Annotated in this window: 14 protein-coding genes; 9 read left to right on the top strand and 5 right to left on the bottom strand. The window is 71.7% G+C overall.

Going from position 1 to position 16,098, the window contains the following annotated elements; genetic code table 11:
• Positions 1-17 precede the first annotated feature (17 nt).
• The 7 genes from ASF45_RS19405 (at position 18) to ASF45_RS19375 (ending at position 7,103) form a co-directional block, all read left to right on the top strand.
• Entirely contained in the window at positions 18-1,088 is a 1,071-nt protein-coding gene (locus ASF45_RS19405) for a substrate-binding domain-containing protein (protein WP_056666346.1), read from the top strand.
• Complete coding sequence (locus ASF45_RS19400; protein ID WP_056666342.1) at positions 1,072-2,079, top strand: extracellular solute-binding protein; 1,008 nt, start codon at positions 1,072-1,074, stop codon at positions 2,077-2,079. Before ASF45_RS19405 ends, ASF45_RS19400 begins: the two co-directional genes overlap by 17 nt.
• Positions 2,079-2,897: an ABC transporter permease gene (locus ASF45_RS19395; protein WP_056666338.1), complete on the top strand. Its 819-nt coding sequence runs from the start codon at positions 2,079-2,081 to the stop codon at positions 2,895-2,897. The genes ASF45_RS19400 and ASF45_RS19395 overlap by 1 nt, the downstream gene beginning before the upstream one ends.
• Positions 2,894-3,679 carry an ABC transporter permease gene (locus ASF45_RS19390; RefSeq protein WP_056666336.1) on the top strand — a complete coding sequence of 262 codons (786 nt, stop codon included), beginning with the start codon at positions 2,894-2,896 and terminating at the stop codon, positions 3,677-3,679. The genes ASF45_RS19395 and ASF45_RS19390 overlap by 4 nt, the downstream gene beginning before the upstream one ends.
• On the top strand, positions 3,676-4,647 hold the full coding sequence (locus tag ASF45_RS19385; RefSeq protein ID WP_056666334.1) for an ABC transporter ATP-binding protein: 972 nt from the start codon (positions 3,676-3,678) through the stop codon (positions 4,645-4,647). Before ASF45_RS19390 ends, ASF45_RS19385 begins: the two co-directional genes overlap by 4 nt.
• Positions 4,641-5,462, top strand: coding sequence for a phosphodiesterase (locus tag ASF45_RS19380; RefSeq protein WP_056666332.1), 822 nt, complete (start codon positions 4,641-4,643; stop codon positions 5,460-5,462). Before ASF45_RS19385 ends, ASF45_RS19380 begins: the two co-directional genes overlap by 7 nt.
• A gap of 69 nt (positions 5,463-5,531) precedes the next feature.
• Entirely contained in the window at positions 5,532-7,103 is a 1,572-nt protein-coding gene (locus ASF45_RS19375) for a phosphatidylserine/phosphatidylglycerophosphate/cardiolipin synthase family protein (protein ID WP_056666330.1), read from the top strand.
• Positions 7,104-7,107: 4 nt separating this feature from the next.
• Here ASF45_RS19375 and ASF45_RS19370 read toward each other — a convergent pair whose 3' ends face one another.
• Complete coding sequence (locus ASF45_RS19370) at positions 7,108-8,454, bottom strand: amidohydrolase (RefSeq protein WP_056666325.1); 1,347 nt, start codon at positions 8,452-8,454, stop codon at positions 7,108-7,110.
• 93 nt (positions 8,455-8,547) lie between these two features.
• Between ASF45_RS19370 and ASF45_RS19365 the strand changes: the two genes are divergently transcribed.
• The gene (locus ASF45_RS19365; protein WP_056666322.1) at positions 8,548-9,513 is read left to right on the top strand and encodes a LysR substrate-binding domain-containing protein; all 966 of its coding nucleotides are present in this window, start codon (positions 8,548-8,550) and stop codon (positions 9,511-9,513) included.
• 27 nt (positions 9,514-9,540) lie between these two features.
• Here ASF45_RS19365 and ASF45_RS19360 read toward each other — a convergent pair whose 3' ends face one another.
• Positions 9,541-11,403, bottom strand: coding sequence for a diguanylate cyclase (locus ASF45_RS19360; protein ID WP_056666316.1), 1,863 nt, complete (start codon positions 11,401-11,403; stop codon positions 9,541-9,543).
• Positions 11,404-11,618: 215 nt separating this feature from the next.
• Here ASF45_RS19360 and dinG point away from each other — a divergent pair, with 215 nt between their 5' ends.
• Positions 11,619-13,820 carry an ATP-dependent DNA helicase DinG gene (dinG, locus tag ASF45_RS19355; RefSeq protein WP_235580972.1) on the top strand — a complete coding sequence of 734 codons (2,202 nt, stop codon included), beginning with the start codon at positions 11,619-11,621 and terminating at the stop codon, positions 13,818-13,820.
• Positions 13,821-13,823: 3 nt separating this feature from the next.
• On the opposite strand, the gene ASF45_RS19350 is transcribed toward dinG, so the two are convergent.
• The 3 genes from ASF45_RS19350 to ASF45_RS19340 are packed head-to-tail and all read right to left on the bottom strand — an operon-like array spanning position 13,824 to position 16,091.
• Entirely contained in the window at positions 13,824-14,447 is a 624-nt protein-coding gene (locus ASF45_RS19350) for a LysE family translocator (protein WP_056666313.1), read from the bottom strand.
• Positions 14,448-14,457: 10 nt separating this feature from the next.
• The gene (locus ASF45_RS19345; protein ID WP_056667010.1) at positions 14,458-14,913 is read right to left on the bottom strand and encodes a flavodoxin domain-containing protein; all 456 of its coding nucleotides are present in this window, start codon (positions 14,911-14,913) and stop codon (positions 14,458-14,460) included.
• A gap of 26 nt (positions 14,914-14,939) precedes the next feature.
• Positions 14,940-16,091 (bottom strand): HPP family protein, encoded by a 1,152-nt coding sequence (locus ASF45_RS19340; protein WP_369802148.1) that lies wholly within the window; start codon positions 16,089-16,091, stop codon positions 14,940-14,942.
• Positions 16,092-16,098: the final 7 nt, after the last annotated feature.

Below are 16,098 nucleotides of genomic sequence, written 5' to 3'. Positions count from 1 at the left end.
ACGCTTTCACCCGCCACGTGTCCACCCAGCGCTCCGCCACGATCAAGGACATCGCCTCGCGCGCCGAGGTGTCGATTGCCACCGTCTCGCGCGTGCTCAACGCCAAGGCCGGTGTCAGCGATGCCGCCAGCGAGGCGGTGCTGGCCGCCGCGCGGCAACTGGGCTTCAGGCCCAACCAGCTCGGCCGCAACCTGCGCGCCGCACGCAGCGCCACGCTGGGCGTGATGCTGCCGCGCCTGGGGCATCCGGTGTTCGCCGAATGCCTGCAGGGCATCGAGCAGGCGGCGCGCGGCCGGGGCCTGTCCATCGTGGTCTCGGCCACCGACTACGACCGCGCGACCGAGGAGGCCGTCAGCGAGCAGCTGCTGCGCCAGCGCGTGGACGGCCTCATCCTGACCGTGGCCGATGCGGCCGACAACCCGCTGCTGGACAAGCTCGATGCCGAGGGCGTGCCCTATGTGCTGGTGTTCAACCAGCCGCTCGCGGCCAAGGCCGCGGTGCGCAGCAGCGTGGGCGTGGACAACCGCGCAGCTGCACGCGAGATGGTGCAGCAGCTGCTGGCCTGGGGCCACCGCGAGATCCACATGCTGGCCGGCCAGTTCGGCCAGTCCGACCGCGCGCGCCAGCGCTTCGCCGGCTACTGTGATGCGATGCAGCAGGCCGGCCGCGACTGGCGCGCGCCGCTGCAGGTGCCGTTCACGACCGACGACACGCGCGATGTGCTGCTGCACCTGCTGCACGAGCGGCCGCAGACCACGGCGCTGTTCTGCTCCAACGACCAGCTGACCATGACCGTGGTGCGCGACCTGCGCGCGCTGGGCCTGTTCGTGCCCGGCGACATCAGCGTCGCGGGCTTCGACGGCGTGCAGACCGGCGCACTCATGCATCCCCCGCTGACCACGGTGTCCACGCCCACGGTGCAGATTGGCCGCGCGGCCGTGGCGTTGCTCAGCGAACGCATCGCGGGCGCGGCACCCCAGGGCGCCGTGCTGCTGCCACATGCGCTGGTGCCGGGCGGCACCGCGCGCGAACCTTCCCCCATCCCCCCACGCCTTCCCGAAAGGACTTCCCATGCTGACCCGTCGTGACTTCGCGCTGGCCCTGGCGGCCGCCGGCCTCGGTACTTCCGCGAGCGCCCAGGCGGCCCGCGCCGTCTGCTACAACTGCTCGCCCGAATGGGCCGACTGGGGCGGCATGCTGCGCCTGCTGAACCAGCGCCACGGCATCCTCGTGCCGCCGGACAACAAGAACTCGGGCCAGGCGCTGGCGGCCATGATCGCCGAGCGCGCCAAGCCCGTGGCCGACGTCTGCTACCTGGGCGGTCAGGTCGGCCCGGCGGCCAAGGCCGCCGGTGTGATCGAGCCCTACCAGCCCCAGCGCTTCGCCCAGATCCCGGCCGGCCTGAAGGACGCCGACGGCAGCTGGTTCGCGATCCACTCGGGCACGCTGGGCTTTTTCGTCAACACGCAGGCGCTGCGCGGCAAGCCCGTGCCGCGCAGCTGGGCCGACCTCCTCAAGCCCGACTACAAGGGCCTGGTCGGCTACCTGAACCCGGCCAGCGCCGCGGTCGGCCAGGTCGGCGTGATCGCGGCCAACCTCGCGCTGGGCGGCAGCTACGAGAACCTGGAGCCCGGCATCCGCTTCTTCAAGCAGCTGCAGGCCAACGCGCCCATCGTGCCCACGCAGACCGCCTATGCGCGCGTGCTGTCGGGCGAGATCCCGATCCTGCTGGACTACGACTTCAATGCCTACCGCGCGCAATACGCCGACCAGGCGCCCACGGCCTTCGTGATCCCGCAGGAGGGCACGCAGCAACTGCCCTACGTGATGGCCCTGGTCAGGAACAGCCCGAACCCCGAGAACGGCAAGAAGCTGCTGGACTTCGTGCTGTCCGACGAAGGCCAGGCGCACTGGGCCCGCGCCTACCTGCGCCCGGTGTTCGCGAACGCGATGCCCGGGGACGTGAAGACGCGTTTTCTGCCCGACGCCGACTACCAGCGCGCCCAGGCGGTCGAGGTGCTCAAGCTGTCCGCCGCGTCGAAGGCCATCGGCGAGCGCTATCAGAAAGAGGTCGGCTGATGCCGCGTGACCGCGCCTGGCTGGTCGGCCTGATGCTGCCGAGCGCGGCCTTCTTCCTGGTGTTCTTCGCGCTGCCGCTGGGCCGACTGCTGCTGGTGGGCGCCAGCGGCGACCTCGGCTGGGGCGCCTACGCCGCGGCCGTGACCGAGCCGCGCTACCTGCGCAGCATGCTCTCCACGGTGCTGCTGTCGGCCGCCGTGACGGCCGCCACGCTGGTGATCTCTGGCGTGGCCGGCGTGTTCCTCGCCCGCCAGCAGTTCCCCGGCCAGCGCCTGCTGACGGCGCTGCTCACGCTGCCGCTGGCCTTTCCGGGCGTGGTGATCGGCTTCATGGTCATCATGCTGGGCGGGCGCCAGGGCCTGGTGCCGGCCGTCACCGAGGCCTTGACCGGCGAGCGCCTCGTGTTCGCCTATTCCATGGCCGGACTGTTCATCGGCTACATCTACTTCTCGATCCCGCGCACCATCCTCACGGTGATGGCGGCTGCCGAGAAGCTGGACCCGCAACTGCTGGAGGCCGCGCGTTCGCTCGGCGCGTCGCCCTGGCAGCAGCTGCGCGACGTGCTGGTGCCGGGCCTCCAACCCGCGCTGCTGGCGGCCGGCGCGATCTGCTTCGCCACCGCCATGGGCGCCTTCGGCACGGCCTTCACGCTGGCCACCAAGATCGACGTGCTGCCCATGGTCATCTACACCGAGTTCACGCTGCAGGCCAACCTCGCGATGGCCGCGGCCCTGTCCTTCGTGCTGGGCGGCGTGACCTGGGCCGCGCTGGCCTTCGCGCGCAGCCTGGCAGGAAACAGCGTGGTGGCGGCGGCATGAGACGTCCTGCGCTGTTCTGGCTGCTGCTGGCCTTCACGCTCTGCGTCGCGGCCTTCCTGGTCGTGCCGGTGGGGTTGTCGGTGCTCACCGGGCTGACCAACAACCAGTTCCAGGGTGTGTCCAGCGGCCTCACGTTCAAGTGGGTCGTCAAGGTCTGGACCGACTACCAGGGCCCGCTGTGGCTGTCGCTGGGCATCGCGCTGGCCTGCCTGGCCTGCACGCTGCTGCTGGGCGTGCCGTCGGCCTACGTGCTCTCGCGCACACAGGGCCGCTGGGCGCGCGCGATCGAGGAACTGCTCATGCTGCCCGTGGCGCTGCCGGGCCTGGCCACCGGCCTGGCGCTGATCCTGGCCTATGGCGCGGTGGGCAGCTTCCGTACGCACTGGAGCTTCGTGCTCGTGGGCCATGTGCTGTTCACGCTGCCGTTCATGGTGCGCGCGGTGCTGGCCGTGCTGCTGTCGGTGGACATGCGCCAGCTGGAGGAGGGCGCGCGCAGCCTGGGCGCCTCGTTCGCGCAGCGCTTCTTCGGCATCGTGCTGCCGAATTGCAAACCCGGCATCGTGGCCGGCGCGCTGATGGTGCTGACGCTGTCCATCGGCGAGTTCAACATGTCGCTGCTGCTGCACAGCCCGTTCACGCAGACCCTGCCCGTGGGCCTGGCCGACGCCTACGCTTCGCTGCGCATCGAGGTCGGCAGCGCCTACACCATCGTGTTCTTTCTGATGATCGTCCCGCTGCTGATCGCCCTGCAGGTCGCCGGCGGACGGTCCAAGACCCCATGAATCCATCGACAGACCATGGCGTGCGCATCACGCTTTCACACTGCACCAAGCACTTCGGCACGCAGCGCGTGCTCGAGCCCACCGACCTCACCATCGCCGCTGGCGAAACGCTGGTGCTGCTGGGCCCCTCGGGCTGCGGCAAGACCACCACGCTGCGGCTGATCGCCGGCCTGGAGGCACCCGACAGCGGCCGTGTGCAGTTCGACAGCGAGGACGTCACAGCGCTGCCCATCGAGCGCCGCAACGTGGGCATGGTGTTCCAGAGCTATGCGCTGTTCCCCCACATGACGGTGGCCGAGAACGTGGCCTACGGCCTCAAGGTGCGCGGCATGGCGGCGGCCGACCGCGCGCGCCGCGTGGACGAGATGCTGGAGATGGTGCAGATCGGGCCGCTGGCCGGCCGCGCGATCACGCAACTCTCGGGCGGCCAGAAGCAGCGCGTGGCACTGGCCCGCGCGATCGCGCCGCGCCCGCGCGTGCTGCTGCTCGACGAGCCGCTGACCGCGCTGGACGCGCGCCTGCGCGAGACGCTGCGCAGCGACATCGACGCGCTCTTGCGCTCCATCGGCATCACCACGGTCTACGTCACGCACGACCAGGCCGAGGCCATGGCGCTGGCCGACCGCATCGCCGTGATGGACAAGGGCCGCATCGCCCAGCTGGGCACGCCGCGCGAGATCTACTTCCAGCCGGCCAATGCCTTCGTGGCCGACTTCGTCGGCACGCTGAACCGCGTGGGCGGTCAGCGCTTCCGTCCCGAGGATGCCGAACTCGTCGCGCCGCAGGACGCGGCCCTTGCCGGCCAGGTGACCGCCAGCCACTTTCTGGGCGACCATCAGCGTGTGCAGCTGCGCATGGATGGCGGCGAGGACATCGTGCTCAAGCTGCCGCCGCGCGCGCTGCTGGCAGCCGGCCAGCGCGTGGGCCTGCGCATCCATCCGAATCCGCTGGAGAGCACCGCATGCTGATCGCCCAGATCTCCGACCTGCACATCAAGGCCCAGGCCAGGCTGGCCTACGGCATCGTCGACACGGCCGGCCTGCTGGCCGCCTGCGTGCAGCAGCTGCTGCGGCTGGACCCGCAGCCCGACGCCGTGCTCGTGACCGGCGACCTGGTCGACTACGGCCGGCCCGAGGAGTACGCGCTGCTGCGCGAACTGCTGGCGCCGCTGGCGCTGCCGTTGTACCTGCTGCCCGGCAACCACGACGAACGCGAGGCGCTGCGCGCGGCCTTCCCCGAGCCGCGCTTCGACTACCTGCGCCAGCAGGCCGGCTTCCTGCAGTACGCGGTGGACCTGGGGCCGCTGCGCCTGCTGGCCCTGGACACCGTGGTGCCGCAGCAAGGCCATGGCGCGCTGTGCGCGCAGCGCCTGGACTGGCTCGACCGCCAGCTGGCCGCCGACCCGCGCCCGACCATCGTGGCCATGCACCATCCGCCGTTCGCGACCGGCATCGCGCACATGGACGCCATCGGCCTGCTGCAGGGCGCGGCGGAGCTGGAGGCCGTGCTGCGCCGCCACCCGCAGGTCGAGCGCGTGTTGTGCGGTCATCTGCACCGCAGCATCCAGGCCCGTTTCGGCGGCACGCTGGCGTCGACCTGCCCGAGCCCGGCGCACCAGGTCGCGCTGGACCTGCGCGACGCGGGCCCGGACTGCTTCGTGATGGAGCCGCCCGGCTACCAGCTGCACGCCTGGCGCGGTGGCCGGCTGGTCACGCACACCGAGGTGCTGGGCGACTGGCCGGGGCCCTACCGGTTCCGCGAGGGCGGGGTGCTGATCGACTGACGCCCCCATGGCAGCTTGACCGCGCTCAAGCTAGGATGGTCCCGCCGGATTCTTTGCGCGGTGCGAACCATGACAACCACGAGATCGCTGCTGCTGGCCTGCTTGCTCGCCTGGTCCGCGGGCTGGCTCACGGGCTGCGCCTCGCTGCCCGCCCGCCAGGCGCCGCCGCCGGCCTACGCGCTGGCCGATGTGGGCGCCACCAGCCTGGCGCGCCTGGCCGCTGCCAGCACACCGGCCGATGCGGCCGGCAGGTCGGGGCTGCGCATGCTGCCCGAAGGCCCGTTCTCGCTCGACGCCCGGCTGGCGCTGGCCGCCACGGCGGAGAAGTCGCTGGACCTGCAGTACTACCAGCTGCAGAGCGACAGCGTGGGTTTGCGCCTGTTGCGCGCGCTGCGCGATGCGGCGGCGCGCGGCGTGCGCGTGCGCCTGCTGGTCGACGACTTCTACACCGCCGGCCAGGACGAGCTGTTCAGCACGCTGGCCGCCTACCCGAACGTGCAGGTGCGGCTGTTCAACCCGCTGCCCGAGCGCAAGGGCAGCTTCGTGGGCCGCTTCATCGGCTCCGCGCTGGCGTTCTCGCGCATCAACCACCGCATGCACAACAAGCTGTTCATCGCCGACGGCAGCGTCTCCGTCGCTGGTGGCCGCAACATCGGTGACGAGTACTTCATGCAGAGCGAGACCGCCAACTTCATCGACGCCGATGTGCTGGCCACGGGACCCGTGGTGCGCGAGCAGTCCGCCGCCTTCGACCTGTACTGGAACAGCGCCCATGTCTGGCCCATCGAGCAGGTGGTGCCGCCTTTGCTGGCGCCCGAGGACGCACGCAGGCGCTTCGACGCGATCGCCGGCCCGCAGGACCCCCCGATCGAGGTCCGCGCACACGACGTGCTGGGCAGGACGCCTGTGCACCAGCAGCTGGCCGAGGGCCGGCTCGACCTGATGTTCGCCAAGGCCAGCGTGCTCGTCGACGATCCCGACAAGATCACGCGCACCAATGCCGACGCGCGGCTCGCGGGCAGCGTGACGCAGCATGTGCTGGACCTCATGGACTCGGCCCGTTCGCAGCTGCTGATCATTTCGCCGTACTTCATCCCCGGGCGCCTGGGCATGCAGCGCCTGGGCCGCGCCGTGGGCAACGGCATCCGGGTGACGATCTACACCAACTCGCTGAGCTCCACCGACGAGCCGCTGGTCTACCTGGGCTACGCGCGCTACCGCGACGACCTGCTCCGGCTCGGCTTCGAGATCTACGAGGTGGCGCCGCACCGGGGTGCCACCACCAACCTGGGCGCCTTCGGCACCTCGATCTCGCGCCTGCACGCCAAGATTTCCGTGGTGGACGACGACCGCATCTTCGTCGGCTCGATGAACCTGGACAGCCGCTCGGCCCGCATCAACACCGAGATCGGCCTGGTGGTCGAGAGCGCCGAGGTGGTGCGCGAGTTCCGCCGCCTGATTCCGGCGCGCGGCTTCCAGTCGGCCTACCGGCTGCGGCTGTCCGACAGCGGCCGCGTGGAGTGGCTGGAGCCGCGCGAGGACGGCGGCTTCACGGTGCACCATGACAACCCCGGCACCAACTGGGTGGCCGAGATCTGGCACTGGTTCAGTTCGCTCTTCGTGGGCGAGGAGCAGCTGTAGTGCCTCAGCGCTGGTCCATCGCCATGTAGTCCACCGTCAGGTGCGACAACGTGCGCACGCCGACCAGCAGGCTGGCCTCGTCGACGAAGAAGCGCGGCGAGTGGTTGGGCTCGGCCTTGGCCGCGTCCTGGCCCGGCGGCGTGGCGCCGATGAACACGAACAGGCCGGGCACGGCCTGGGCGAAGAACGAGAAATCCTCGCCGCCCGTGCTCTTGGGCACGGTGTCCGCGCGCGCGCCGGGCACGCGGCGCAGGCTGGCGGCCATCTTCTCGGTCAAGGCAGGGTCGTTCACGGTGGGCGCGTAGCCGTCAGGCTCGAAGTGCACATGGGCCTGGCCGCCGCCGCTCTGCGCGATCAGCGCGGCCGTCTCGCCCATGCGCTGCATGATGAACTTGCGCATGCCCTCGTCGTAAGTCCGGAGCGTGCCGCTCATCTTCACCTCGTCGGGAATGATGTTGTAGCGCGTGCCGCCGTTGATTGTGCCCACGCTGAGCACCGAGGGCTCCTTGGTCACGTTGACCTGACGGCTCTCGATCGTTTGAAAGCCCAGCACGATCTGCGAGGCCAGCACGATGGGGTCGATGCCCGACCAGGGCTGCGAGCCATGTGTCTGGCGGCCCTTCACGTCGACCTTGAAGGCGTCCGAGCCGGCCAGGATGGGGCCCGCCTTGTAGCCGATGGTGCCGGTGTTGCCGCCCGACATCAGGTGCAGGCCGAACACCACTTCCGGCTTGGGCGCATCGAAGGCGCCTTCGGCCAGCATGCGGCGCGAACCGCCGATCTCGCCGTTCGGCAGTTTCTCCTCGGCCGGCTGGAACAGGAGCTTGACGGTGCCGGGCAACTGCTCCTTCATGGAGGCCAGCACCTCGGCCACGCCCATCAGGATGGCGACATGGCCGTCGTGGCCGCAGGCGTGCATCACGTCGACCTCCTTGCCGTCCCAGACGGCGCGGGCCTTGGAGGCGAAGGGCAGGTCGACCTGCTCCTTGACGGGCAGCGCGTCCATGTCGGCGCGCAGCGCCACCACGGGGCCAGGGCGGCCGCCCTGCAGCGTGGCGACCAGCCCGGTCACGGCCACGCCCTCGCGCACCGTGAAGCCCAGCCGCTTCAGGTGGGCCGCGACCAGGGCGGCGGTGCGCTTTTCCTGGTTGCCGAGCTCGGGGTGCTGGTGGATGTCGCGGCGCCAGGCGATGACCTGCTGCTCGATGGCCTGCGAGCGCTGCGCGATCAGCGGGTACAGGGCCTGGGCGGCGGCCGGCGGCGGCGGGGTCTGGGCCGTGGCGTACGAGGCCAGCGTGGCGAGCAGCGCTGGCAGCAGCCGGCGGGCAGGGAGAAGCAGGGCGGTGGTCATGGGAACTCGGGGCAGGGGAAAGGCCGGCAGCTTAGGCGGCGCTACGATAGGCGTCCAATCCAATAACGATGCATTGATAAGCATTGCCTATCGATGAATGCCAGCCCGCCCACCACCGGCCACGTGCTGCACGAGCGCCTGCTCGCACGCCTGCGGCTGCGCCACCTGAAGCTCATCGACGCACTGGCCACCCAGGCCCACCTGCGCCGTGCGGCCGAGGCCGTGCACATCAGCCAACCTGCCGCCACGCAACTGTTGCGCGAGCTCGAAGACCTGCTGGGTCTGGCGCTGTTCGAGCGCCATGCGCGCGGCATGCGCATCACCGAGGCCGGCCGCGTGCTGGCCCGCCATGCGCGCGTGGCGATCGAGGCGTTGGCCAGCACCGCCGAGGCGCTCGCGCAGCAGGCCGCGGGGCAGCAGCGGCCACTGCGCGTGGGCGCGATCCTGGCCGCGCTGTCCAGCCTGCTGCGGCCGGCGCTGCCGGTCCTGCGCGCGCAGCATCCCACGCTGCGGCTGGCGATCGAGGAGGCCAGCATCGAGCGCCTGCTGGCCCGCCTGCAGGGCGGCGCGCTCGACCTCGTGCTATTGCGCCGGCCCGCGCCCGTGCCCGAGGGTTGCCGCTTCGAGCCGCTGCGGGCCGACCGCATGGTGGTGCTGGCCGGCACCGACCACCCCTGGACCGGCCGCAAGCGCCTGCGCCTGCGCGACCTGGCCGAGGCACGCTGGGTGCTGCCGCCGCCGCATTTCGCGGTGCGCCAGGCGCTGGACGCGGCCTTCGCGCGCGAACAGGCCCAGCCGCTGGCCCATGCCCTCCAGGTGCTGGTGCCGGAGCTGTTGCCCGCGGTGCTGGCCGAGCCCGGCGTGCTGGCGCCCGTGCCGCAGTGCGCACTGGACCGGCTCGACGGCTCCCGCGTGCAGGTGTTGCCACTGGCGCTGGACGCTCCGCTGGAGCCGCTCGGCATGCTGTACCGGCAGGCCGATGCGGACGGGACGCTGGCCCCGCTGCAGACACTCGTGGATTTCCTGCGCAGCCAGTGGGCACGGCCGGCAGCGGCATGAAGGCCGCACCGCCGCCGGCGCGCGGCGTCAGCGGCGTTCCTGCAGTTCCGCGGCCGACCCGGCGACCACGAAAGTCCGCCGGCCGGTCTGCTTGGCCTGGTACATGGCGGCGTCGGCCGCGGCCAGGATCTGCTGCTCCGCGGTGCCGGCCACGGCACTGAGGGCGACGCCGATGCTGCAGCCGACCTCGACCAGCACCTCGCCGTCCAGCACGATGGGGCGCTGCACCGCCTCCATGCAACGCGTCAGCACGGGCTGCACGTCCTGTGCCGTCACGGCGCCGGCCACGATCCAGGCGAACTCGTCGCCGCCCAGGCGGGCCACCGTGTCGTTGGCGCGCAGCGCGGTGCGCAGCCGGTCGCCGACGGCGCGCAGCACGGTGTCGCCGGCTTCATGCCCATGGCGGTCGTTCACGGGCTTGAACCCGTCCAGATCCATGTAGCAGACCGCGAACTGCGGGCCGGAGCGCCGTGCTTGCGCGGCGCTGCGCCGCAGGTGCTGCTCGAACAGCCGGCGGTTGGCCAGGCCGGTCAGCGCATCGTGCAAGGCCAGGTGCTGGGCACGCTCCTCGCTGTGCTTGAGCACATCGATGTCGACGATCATCCAGATGGATTCGGTATCGCTGAGCGCCGCGCCGCTGAGGTCGACCCACAGCGCGCCGCCGGCGCGCGTCTGCATCTGGATCTGGGTGCGAAAGCGCCCGTCGCGCTGCAGGGCCGGATAGCCGGCCTGCCAGATCTCCTCGAAGGCCGCGTCGCTCGTGTACAGGATCCGGGTCGACTGGCCGGGCAGGGCCGCCGCGGCATGGCCCAGGATGCGCTCCATCGCGCGGTTGGCCCACAGGATCTTGCGGTCCTGCACCCGGATCATGCCGATCATGTCGTTGTCCAGGATCAGGTTCTGCTGCCGCGCGAGCCGCGAGGCATAGGTGCTGATCGCGAACTGGCGGCGGTGCTGCAACAGCATGAAGGTGAACACCGCGACGACCAGCGCGAAGGTGGATCCGGCGATGGCCCAGTGCCGCCGCGCGCTGCTGGCCCAGGGGGTGAGGTAGTTCTCCGCGCTGAAACCGACGAGCACGGTCAGCGGATAGCCCGGAACCCGGCGGTAGGCCGTGATGCGTTCGACCTGGTCCAGCGCCGTGGGCGTGATGTACGAGCCGGCATCGCGCCGCTGCGCGAAGGCGCGCTGCAGTTCGGCCGAGACCTCCCGCCCGCCCAGGCCCCGGGTGGAGTGCGGTTCGGCCGCCGAATGGCGCGCCGCCAGGGCCAGGGTGTCCGTGCGCAGCGAGACGGCACCGCTGTCGCCGACCGACATCTGCGCGAACAGGCGCTGGAAATGGCTGGCCAGCAGCACCGCGTAGACGATGCCGCTGAACTCACCGGACGGCGATTGCAGCCGCAGCGCCACGGCGATGCCCCATTCCTGCGACACGCGGCTGAACAGCGGTTCGGAGACGATGTGGCGCGACGAGGCACGGGCCTGCGCGAAGTAGTCGCGGTCGCCGACGAAGACCGGGGCGCTGCCCTGCGGCAAGCCGGCGACCACCGTGCCCGAGGCATCCGTGGCGCGCAGCGCGCTCGCGAACGGCACCAGCCCGTGCTGCTCCCGGATGGCGTGGCGCAGCCGCTCGGCCACGGGGCGGGTGTCGGTCTCGTGCCGGTAGTCCAGCGCAACGCTCGTCAACGCGTTCTCGACCAGGCGCAGTTCGGAGGCGATCTCGATGCCCAGGCCATGGGCCACGTTGTCGGCAGCGTTCTTCGCGCGCGCGAGATCGCTCCGCCGCGCCGCGTCCAGGCTGGCCCAGGTCGCCAGGAACAGTGCAAGGCCGATCAGAAGGGCGCCGAAGAGGGTCCACGCCGCCGTTTGCCAAAAAGGACGCGTGGGCATCCGTACCAGCCTGTTGACCACTGTCGATGTCCTCGCAAGGTGGGCAGGAGCCGTGAGCGTAGCGCGCATCGACCGCTCGCCGCACCGCTCAGCGCGGCTCTCGTGGCCGCTGCGCCGCGCACTGTATCGCCAAAAGCAGTGCGCCGGCCGCTGCGCCTACACTTGCGGCCCGCGCCCGATCCTGGCGCCGCGGCACCGTTTCTGCATCCGCCCCCGTGCCTCCCCCGATCCCCACCCCCGGCCCCGCGCCCGCCGCCCTGGCAGAGGACGCACTGAACGCGTTCGACCGCGTGCTCGCGCGCAACCAGGGCCTGCGCGCCCGCGAAGGCCAGCGCCAGATGGCCGAACGCGTGGCCCGCACCTTCGCGGCTGGCGAACTGGGGCAGGTGGAGGAGGGCGAGGAAGCCGGGCGCGCCATCGCCGTGATCGAGGCCGGCACCGGCGTGGGCAAGTCGCTGGCCTATGCGGTGCCGGCCATCGCGCTGGCCTTGTCGCGCAAGACCCGCGTGCTGATCTCCACGGCCACGGTGGCGCTGCAGGAGCAGCTGGTGCACAAGGACCTGCCGGCGCTGGCCGCCGCGATGGACGAGCCCTTCCGCTTTGCGCTGGCCAAGGGCCGCGGCCGCTATGTCTGCAAGCTCAAGCTGGCGCGCCAGGCCGGCGAGGAGGGCGGCGGCGAGGACGACCTGTTCGCCGACGAGGGCGGCGACGACGGCAGCGGCCTGCCGCCCGGCTCCGATGCCGAGCGCCAGGCACGGCTGCAGTTCTACGGCGCACTCTCCAAGAGCCTGGGCCGCGACTGGGACGGCGACCGCGACAACCTGGCCCAGCAGCCCGCGCCCGAGGCCTGGTGGCCGGTGGCGGCCGAGGCCAGTTCCTGCACCGGCAAGCACTGCCCGGCCTTCAACGGCTGCACCTACTTCGAGAAGCGGCGCGAACTGGTCGGCGCCCAGGTCATCGTGGTCAACCACGACCTGTTGCTGGCCTCGCTGGGCGGGCGCAACCTGCCGGCGCTGGACAACAGTCTGCTGGTGCTCGACGAGGCGCACCACCTGCCTGCGGTGGCGCTGGAGCGCTTCGCCTGCAGCATGGACCTGGCGGCCACGGCCTGGATCGAGACCCTGGGTGCGCGCTGCAAGCGCATCGGGGCGCTGATGCTGGTGTCCGAGGCGGCCGATGCGCCGCGCCAGGCGGCCCAGCTGCAGCAGAGCCTGATCGACCTGCAGCGCCTGGTGCTCGATGTCTACGCGGCCGATTTCGCCGAGGCCCGCGAAGGCCCGGACGGCAGCCGCGTGCGCGTGCCCGACAGCCGGCTGCCCGAGGTGCTGGTCGAACCCCTGGAACTGGTCTGCGCCATGGCCGACAGCTTCCTGGCCGCGCTGTCGGGCGTGGCCAAGGCCTTGCGCGCGCAGATCCGCGACCTGCCCGACGAGGCGCGCCGCCTGTCCGTGCTCTACGCCCAGCTCGGCATGCTCACGCCGCGGCTGGAGCAGGTGCACGCCACGGCGCAGTTGCTGTTGCAGGAGCCGGTGGGCACTGCCGCCCCCGTGGCCAAGTGGTTCAGCCTGCACGGCGGCGGCGTGCGCGGCCCGCGCGTGCGCGCCCATGCCAGCCATGTGCTGCCGGGCGGCAGCCTGCGCGCCCAGCTGTGGAGTGCCGCGCGCGCCGTGGTCATGAGCTCGGCCACGCTGCGCGCCGGCGATGCCTTCGACTTCTTCCTGCACGAGGCGGGCCTGGCCGGCGACGAGGCCGTGACCACGCTGGCCGTGGCCAGCCCCTTCGACTACCCGCGCCAGGGCCGCTTCGTCGTCGTGGAGACGCGCGCCGACCCCAAGGACGCCGCCCGCTTCACGCCCGAGATGGTGGGGCTGCTCATGGCCGACCTGGCCGAGGTGCGGCGCGGCGCACTGGTGCTGTTCACCTCGCGCGAGCAGATGCGCCAGGCCGTGGCCGCGCTGCCTGCGGCGCTGCGCGCGCTGGTGCTGGTGCAGGGCGAGCTGCCGCGCACCGTGCTGCTGGAGCGCCACCGCGCGGCCGTGGCGGCCGGCGGCCCGTCCATCGTGTTCGGCCTGCAGTCCTTCGGCGAGGGCATGGACCTGCCCGGCGCGCAGTGCGAGCAGCTGTTCATCACCAAGCTGCCGTTCGCCTCGCCCGACGACCCGGTCGGCGAGACGCGCGCGGCCTGGCTGCGCAGCAACGGCCGCGATGCCTTCGTCGAACTGGTGCTGCCGGCCACCGCCATGCGTCTTGCGCAATGGGCCGGCCGCGCCATCCGCACCGAGGACGACCAGTGCAGCATCCACTGCTACGACCGGCGCCTCGTGGCCACGGCCTTCGGCCGCCGGCTGCTGGCCGCGCTGCCGCCGTTCGCGCGTTGGCGGCGCGACACGCAAGGGCGCATGCACGCCCTGGCGTGAGCTTCAGGCGCTGCGCCGCGCGAACAGCAGCAAGGTGCCCATCAGCGCGAACAGGCTGCCGCAGATGCGGTTGATCCAGCGCGCCGGCCCGCTGCGCGCCAACCAGGGTGCCAGGCGCGCCACGCCGAGCGCGCAGGCCGTCAGCACGCTGAACTCGATCGCCACGAAGCTCAGCGCCAGCAGCGCGAACTGCGGCAGCATGGGCGCGGCCGGGTTCAGGAACTGCGGGAAGAAGGCCGCGAAGAACAGCAAGGCCTTGGGGTTGCTGGCGCCGACCAGGAAGCCCTGCAGGTAGGACGAGCGGCGCGAGGGCCCGGCCGCGGCATCGACCTGCAGCGCGGGCGCCGGGCTGCGCAGCGTCTTGATGCCCAGCCAGACCAGGTAGGCCGCGCCCAGCGTCTTGGCCACCGTGAAGGCCGTCTCCGAGGAGGCCAGCAGCGCGCCCAGGCCCATGGCCGACAGCAGCATCACGCACAACACGGCGCTGACCGAGCCGGCCACGCTGGTCATCGCGGCGCGCGGGCCGTGGTGCAGCGCGCGCGTCATGCACATGAGCATGGTGGGGCCGGGCGTCACGACCAGCAGCAGCACGGCGGCCAGGTAGAGCAGGTAGGTGGAGAGGGTCATGGCATGGATCTCAGGTGCGGGCGTGGGCCAGCCAGGCGCGGCACCAGTCCACGCCCGCCGTCTCGGCATCTTCGTCGCCGCTGGCGTCGTGGGTGAAGACCTCGCCGATGCGTTGGGCGCCCAGGTCCTGCAAGGCCGCGTCGAACTTGAGGCCACCTTCGACGAAGGTGGAGGCATGCGCGCCGGCATCGCCGAGCGCGATCAGGCCGTAGCGCAGCTTGCCCAGGTAGTGCGGCTCGTTGAGGAGCGAGGCGTACAGCGCCTGGGCGTTGTCGGGCACGTCGCCTGCGCCAGTGGTGGAGGTGCAGACCAGGAACAGCGCGTCCTCGTCGAACACGCGGATGTCCAGCCCGTCCATGGGCTGCACGGCGATGTCGGCCACCAGGTCGGTGCACGAGAGCTGGATGGCCTGGGCCACGGACAGGGCGTTGCCGGTCACGGTGCCGACGAGGATCTTCAGTTGCATGGCGCCGAGCATAGCGGCGCCGCGCTTCAAGCGGCCCGCACGGTGCGGTGCAGGGCGCGGATCAGGTCGGACTGCGTGATCACGCCGACCACGCGGCGCTCCTCGTCGAGCACCGGGATGTGGTGGTGGCCGGCCTCGGAGAACAGCGGCAGCAGCTCGCTGATGTAGCGGTCGGCGCTGGCGATGCGCACCTGGCGCGTCATGATCTGGCCCACCACGTGGGGCTTGTCGTCGTGCGTGAGGCCGCTGGCGCGGATCAGGCTGCGCAGGCGCGCGCCCAGGCCTTCGATGGACGTGAAGTCCGCATGCTTCATGAAGTCGGCCACGGTCACGATGCCGACGATGCGCTGGGCGCGGTCGACCACCGGCAGGGCCTTGATGCGGCGCTCGCGCATCAGCCGCCAGGCCTCCTCCAGCGTGCAGCCGAAGGGCACCGTGAGCGGCGGCGTGGACATCACGTCGCGGCAGCGCAGCTCGCCGAACTTGCGCTCGTAGGCCGCCGCCTCGGCGAACTGCAGCAGTTGCTCCAGGTCTTGCCGGCTGATGTCCAGCACCTGGTCGTAGTGGGCCAGTGCGGCGTCCAGGTCGGCGCCCGAGAAACGGGCTGGCGCGGCCGCGGCGGTGGCCGGGCGCAGCGATACCGTGTGCGGATAGGCCCGCCCGGTCAGCCGGTTGTAGGCCACGCCGACCAGCACGATGACCAGCGTGTCCATCAACACGGGCGACAAGGCGAAGCCGGGTTCCACGCCCGACAGCGCCGCCAGCAGGGCCGTGGCACCGCCGGGCGGATGCAGGCAGCGCAGCGCGAACATGGCGGCGATCGCCAGTCCCACGGCCAGCGGCGCGGCCAGGCCCAGGTCGCCGGCGTAGCGCGCGCACAGCGCGCCGACCAGCGCGGAGACGGTGTTGCCGGCCACGGCCGGCCAGGGCTGGGCCAGCGGGCTGGCCGGCACGGCGAACACCAGCACGGCCGTGGCGCCCATGGGCGCGATCAGCCCCAGCGCCGGCAGGCCGGGCGCCAGCGCATGCGCGACCAGCGAGGCGATGAGGATGCCCACCGCGCTGCCGAGCGCGGCGCGGCCGATCTCGCGCGAACTCACGCGGCCACCGGCCACCAGGCCGGTGGTCCAGAAGCCGTGGGCCAGGGCCTGGAGGCGAGCGAGGAACGGAGAGGGGATCAAGCGC

Origin of the sequence: Pseudorhodoferax sp. Leaf265 (genome assembly GCF_001422365.1) — a bacterium.
Lineage (GTDB): Bacteria > Pseudomonadota > Gammaproteobacteria > Burkholderiales > Burkholderiaceae_C > Pseudorhodoferax.
Note: the sequence above shows the minus strand (reverse complement) of the source record. Positions and strands in the feature narration are given on the sequence as shown.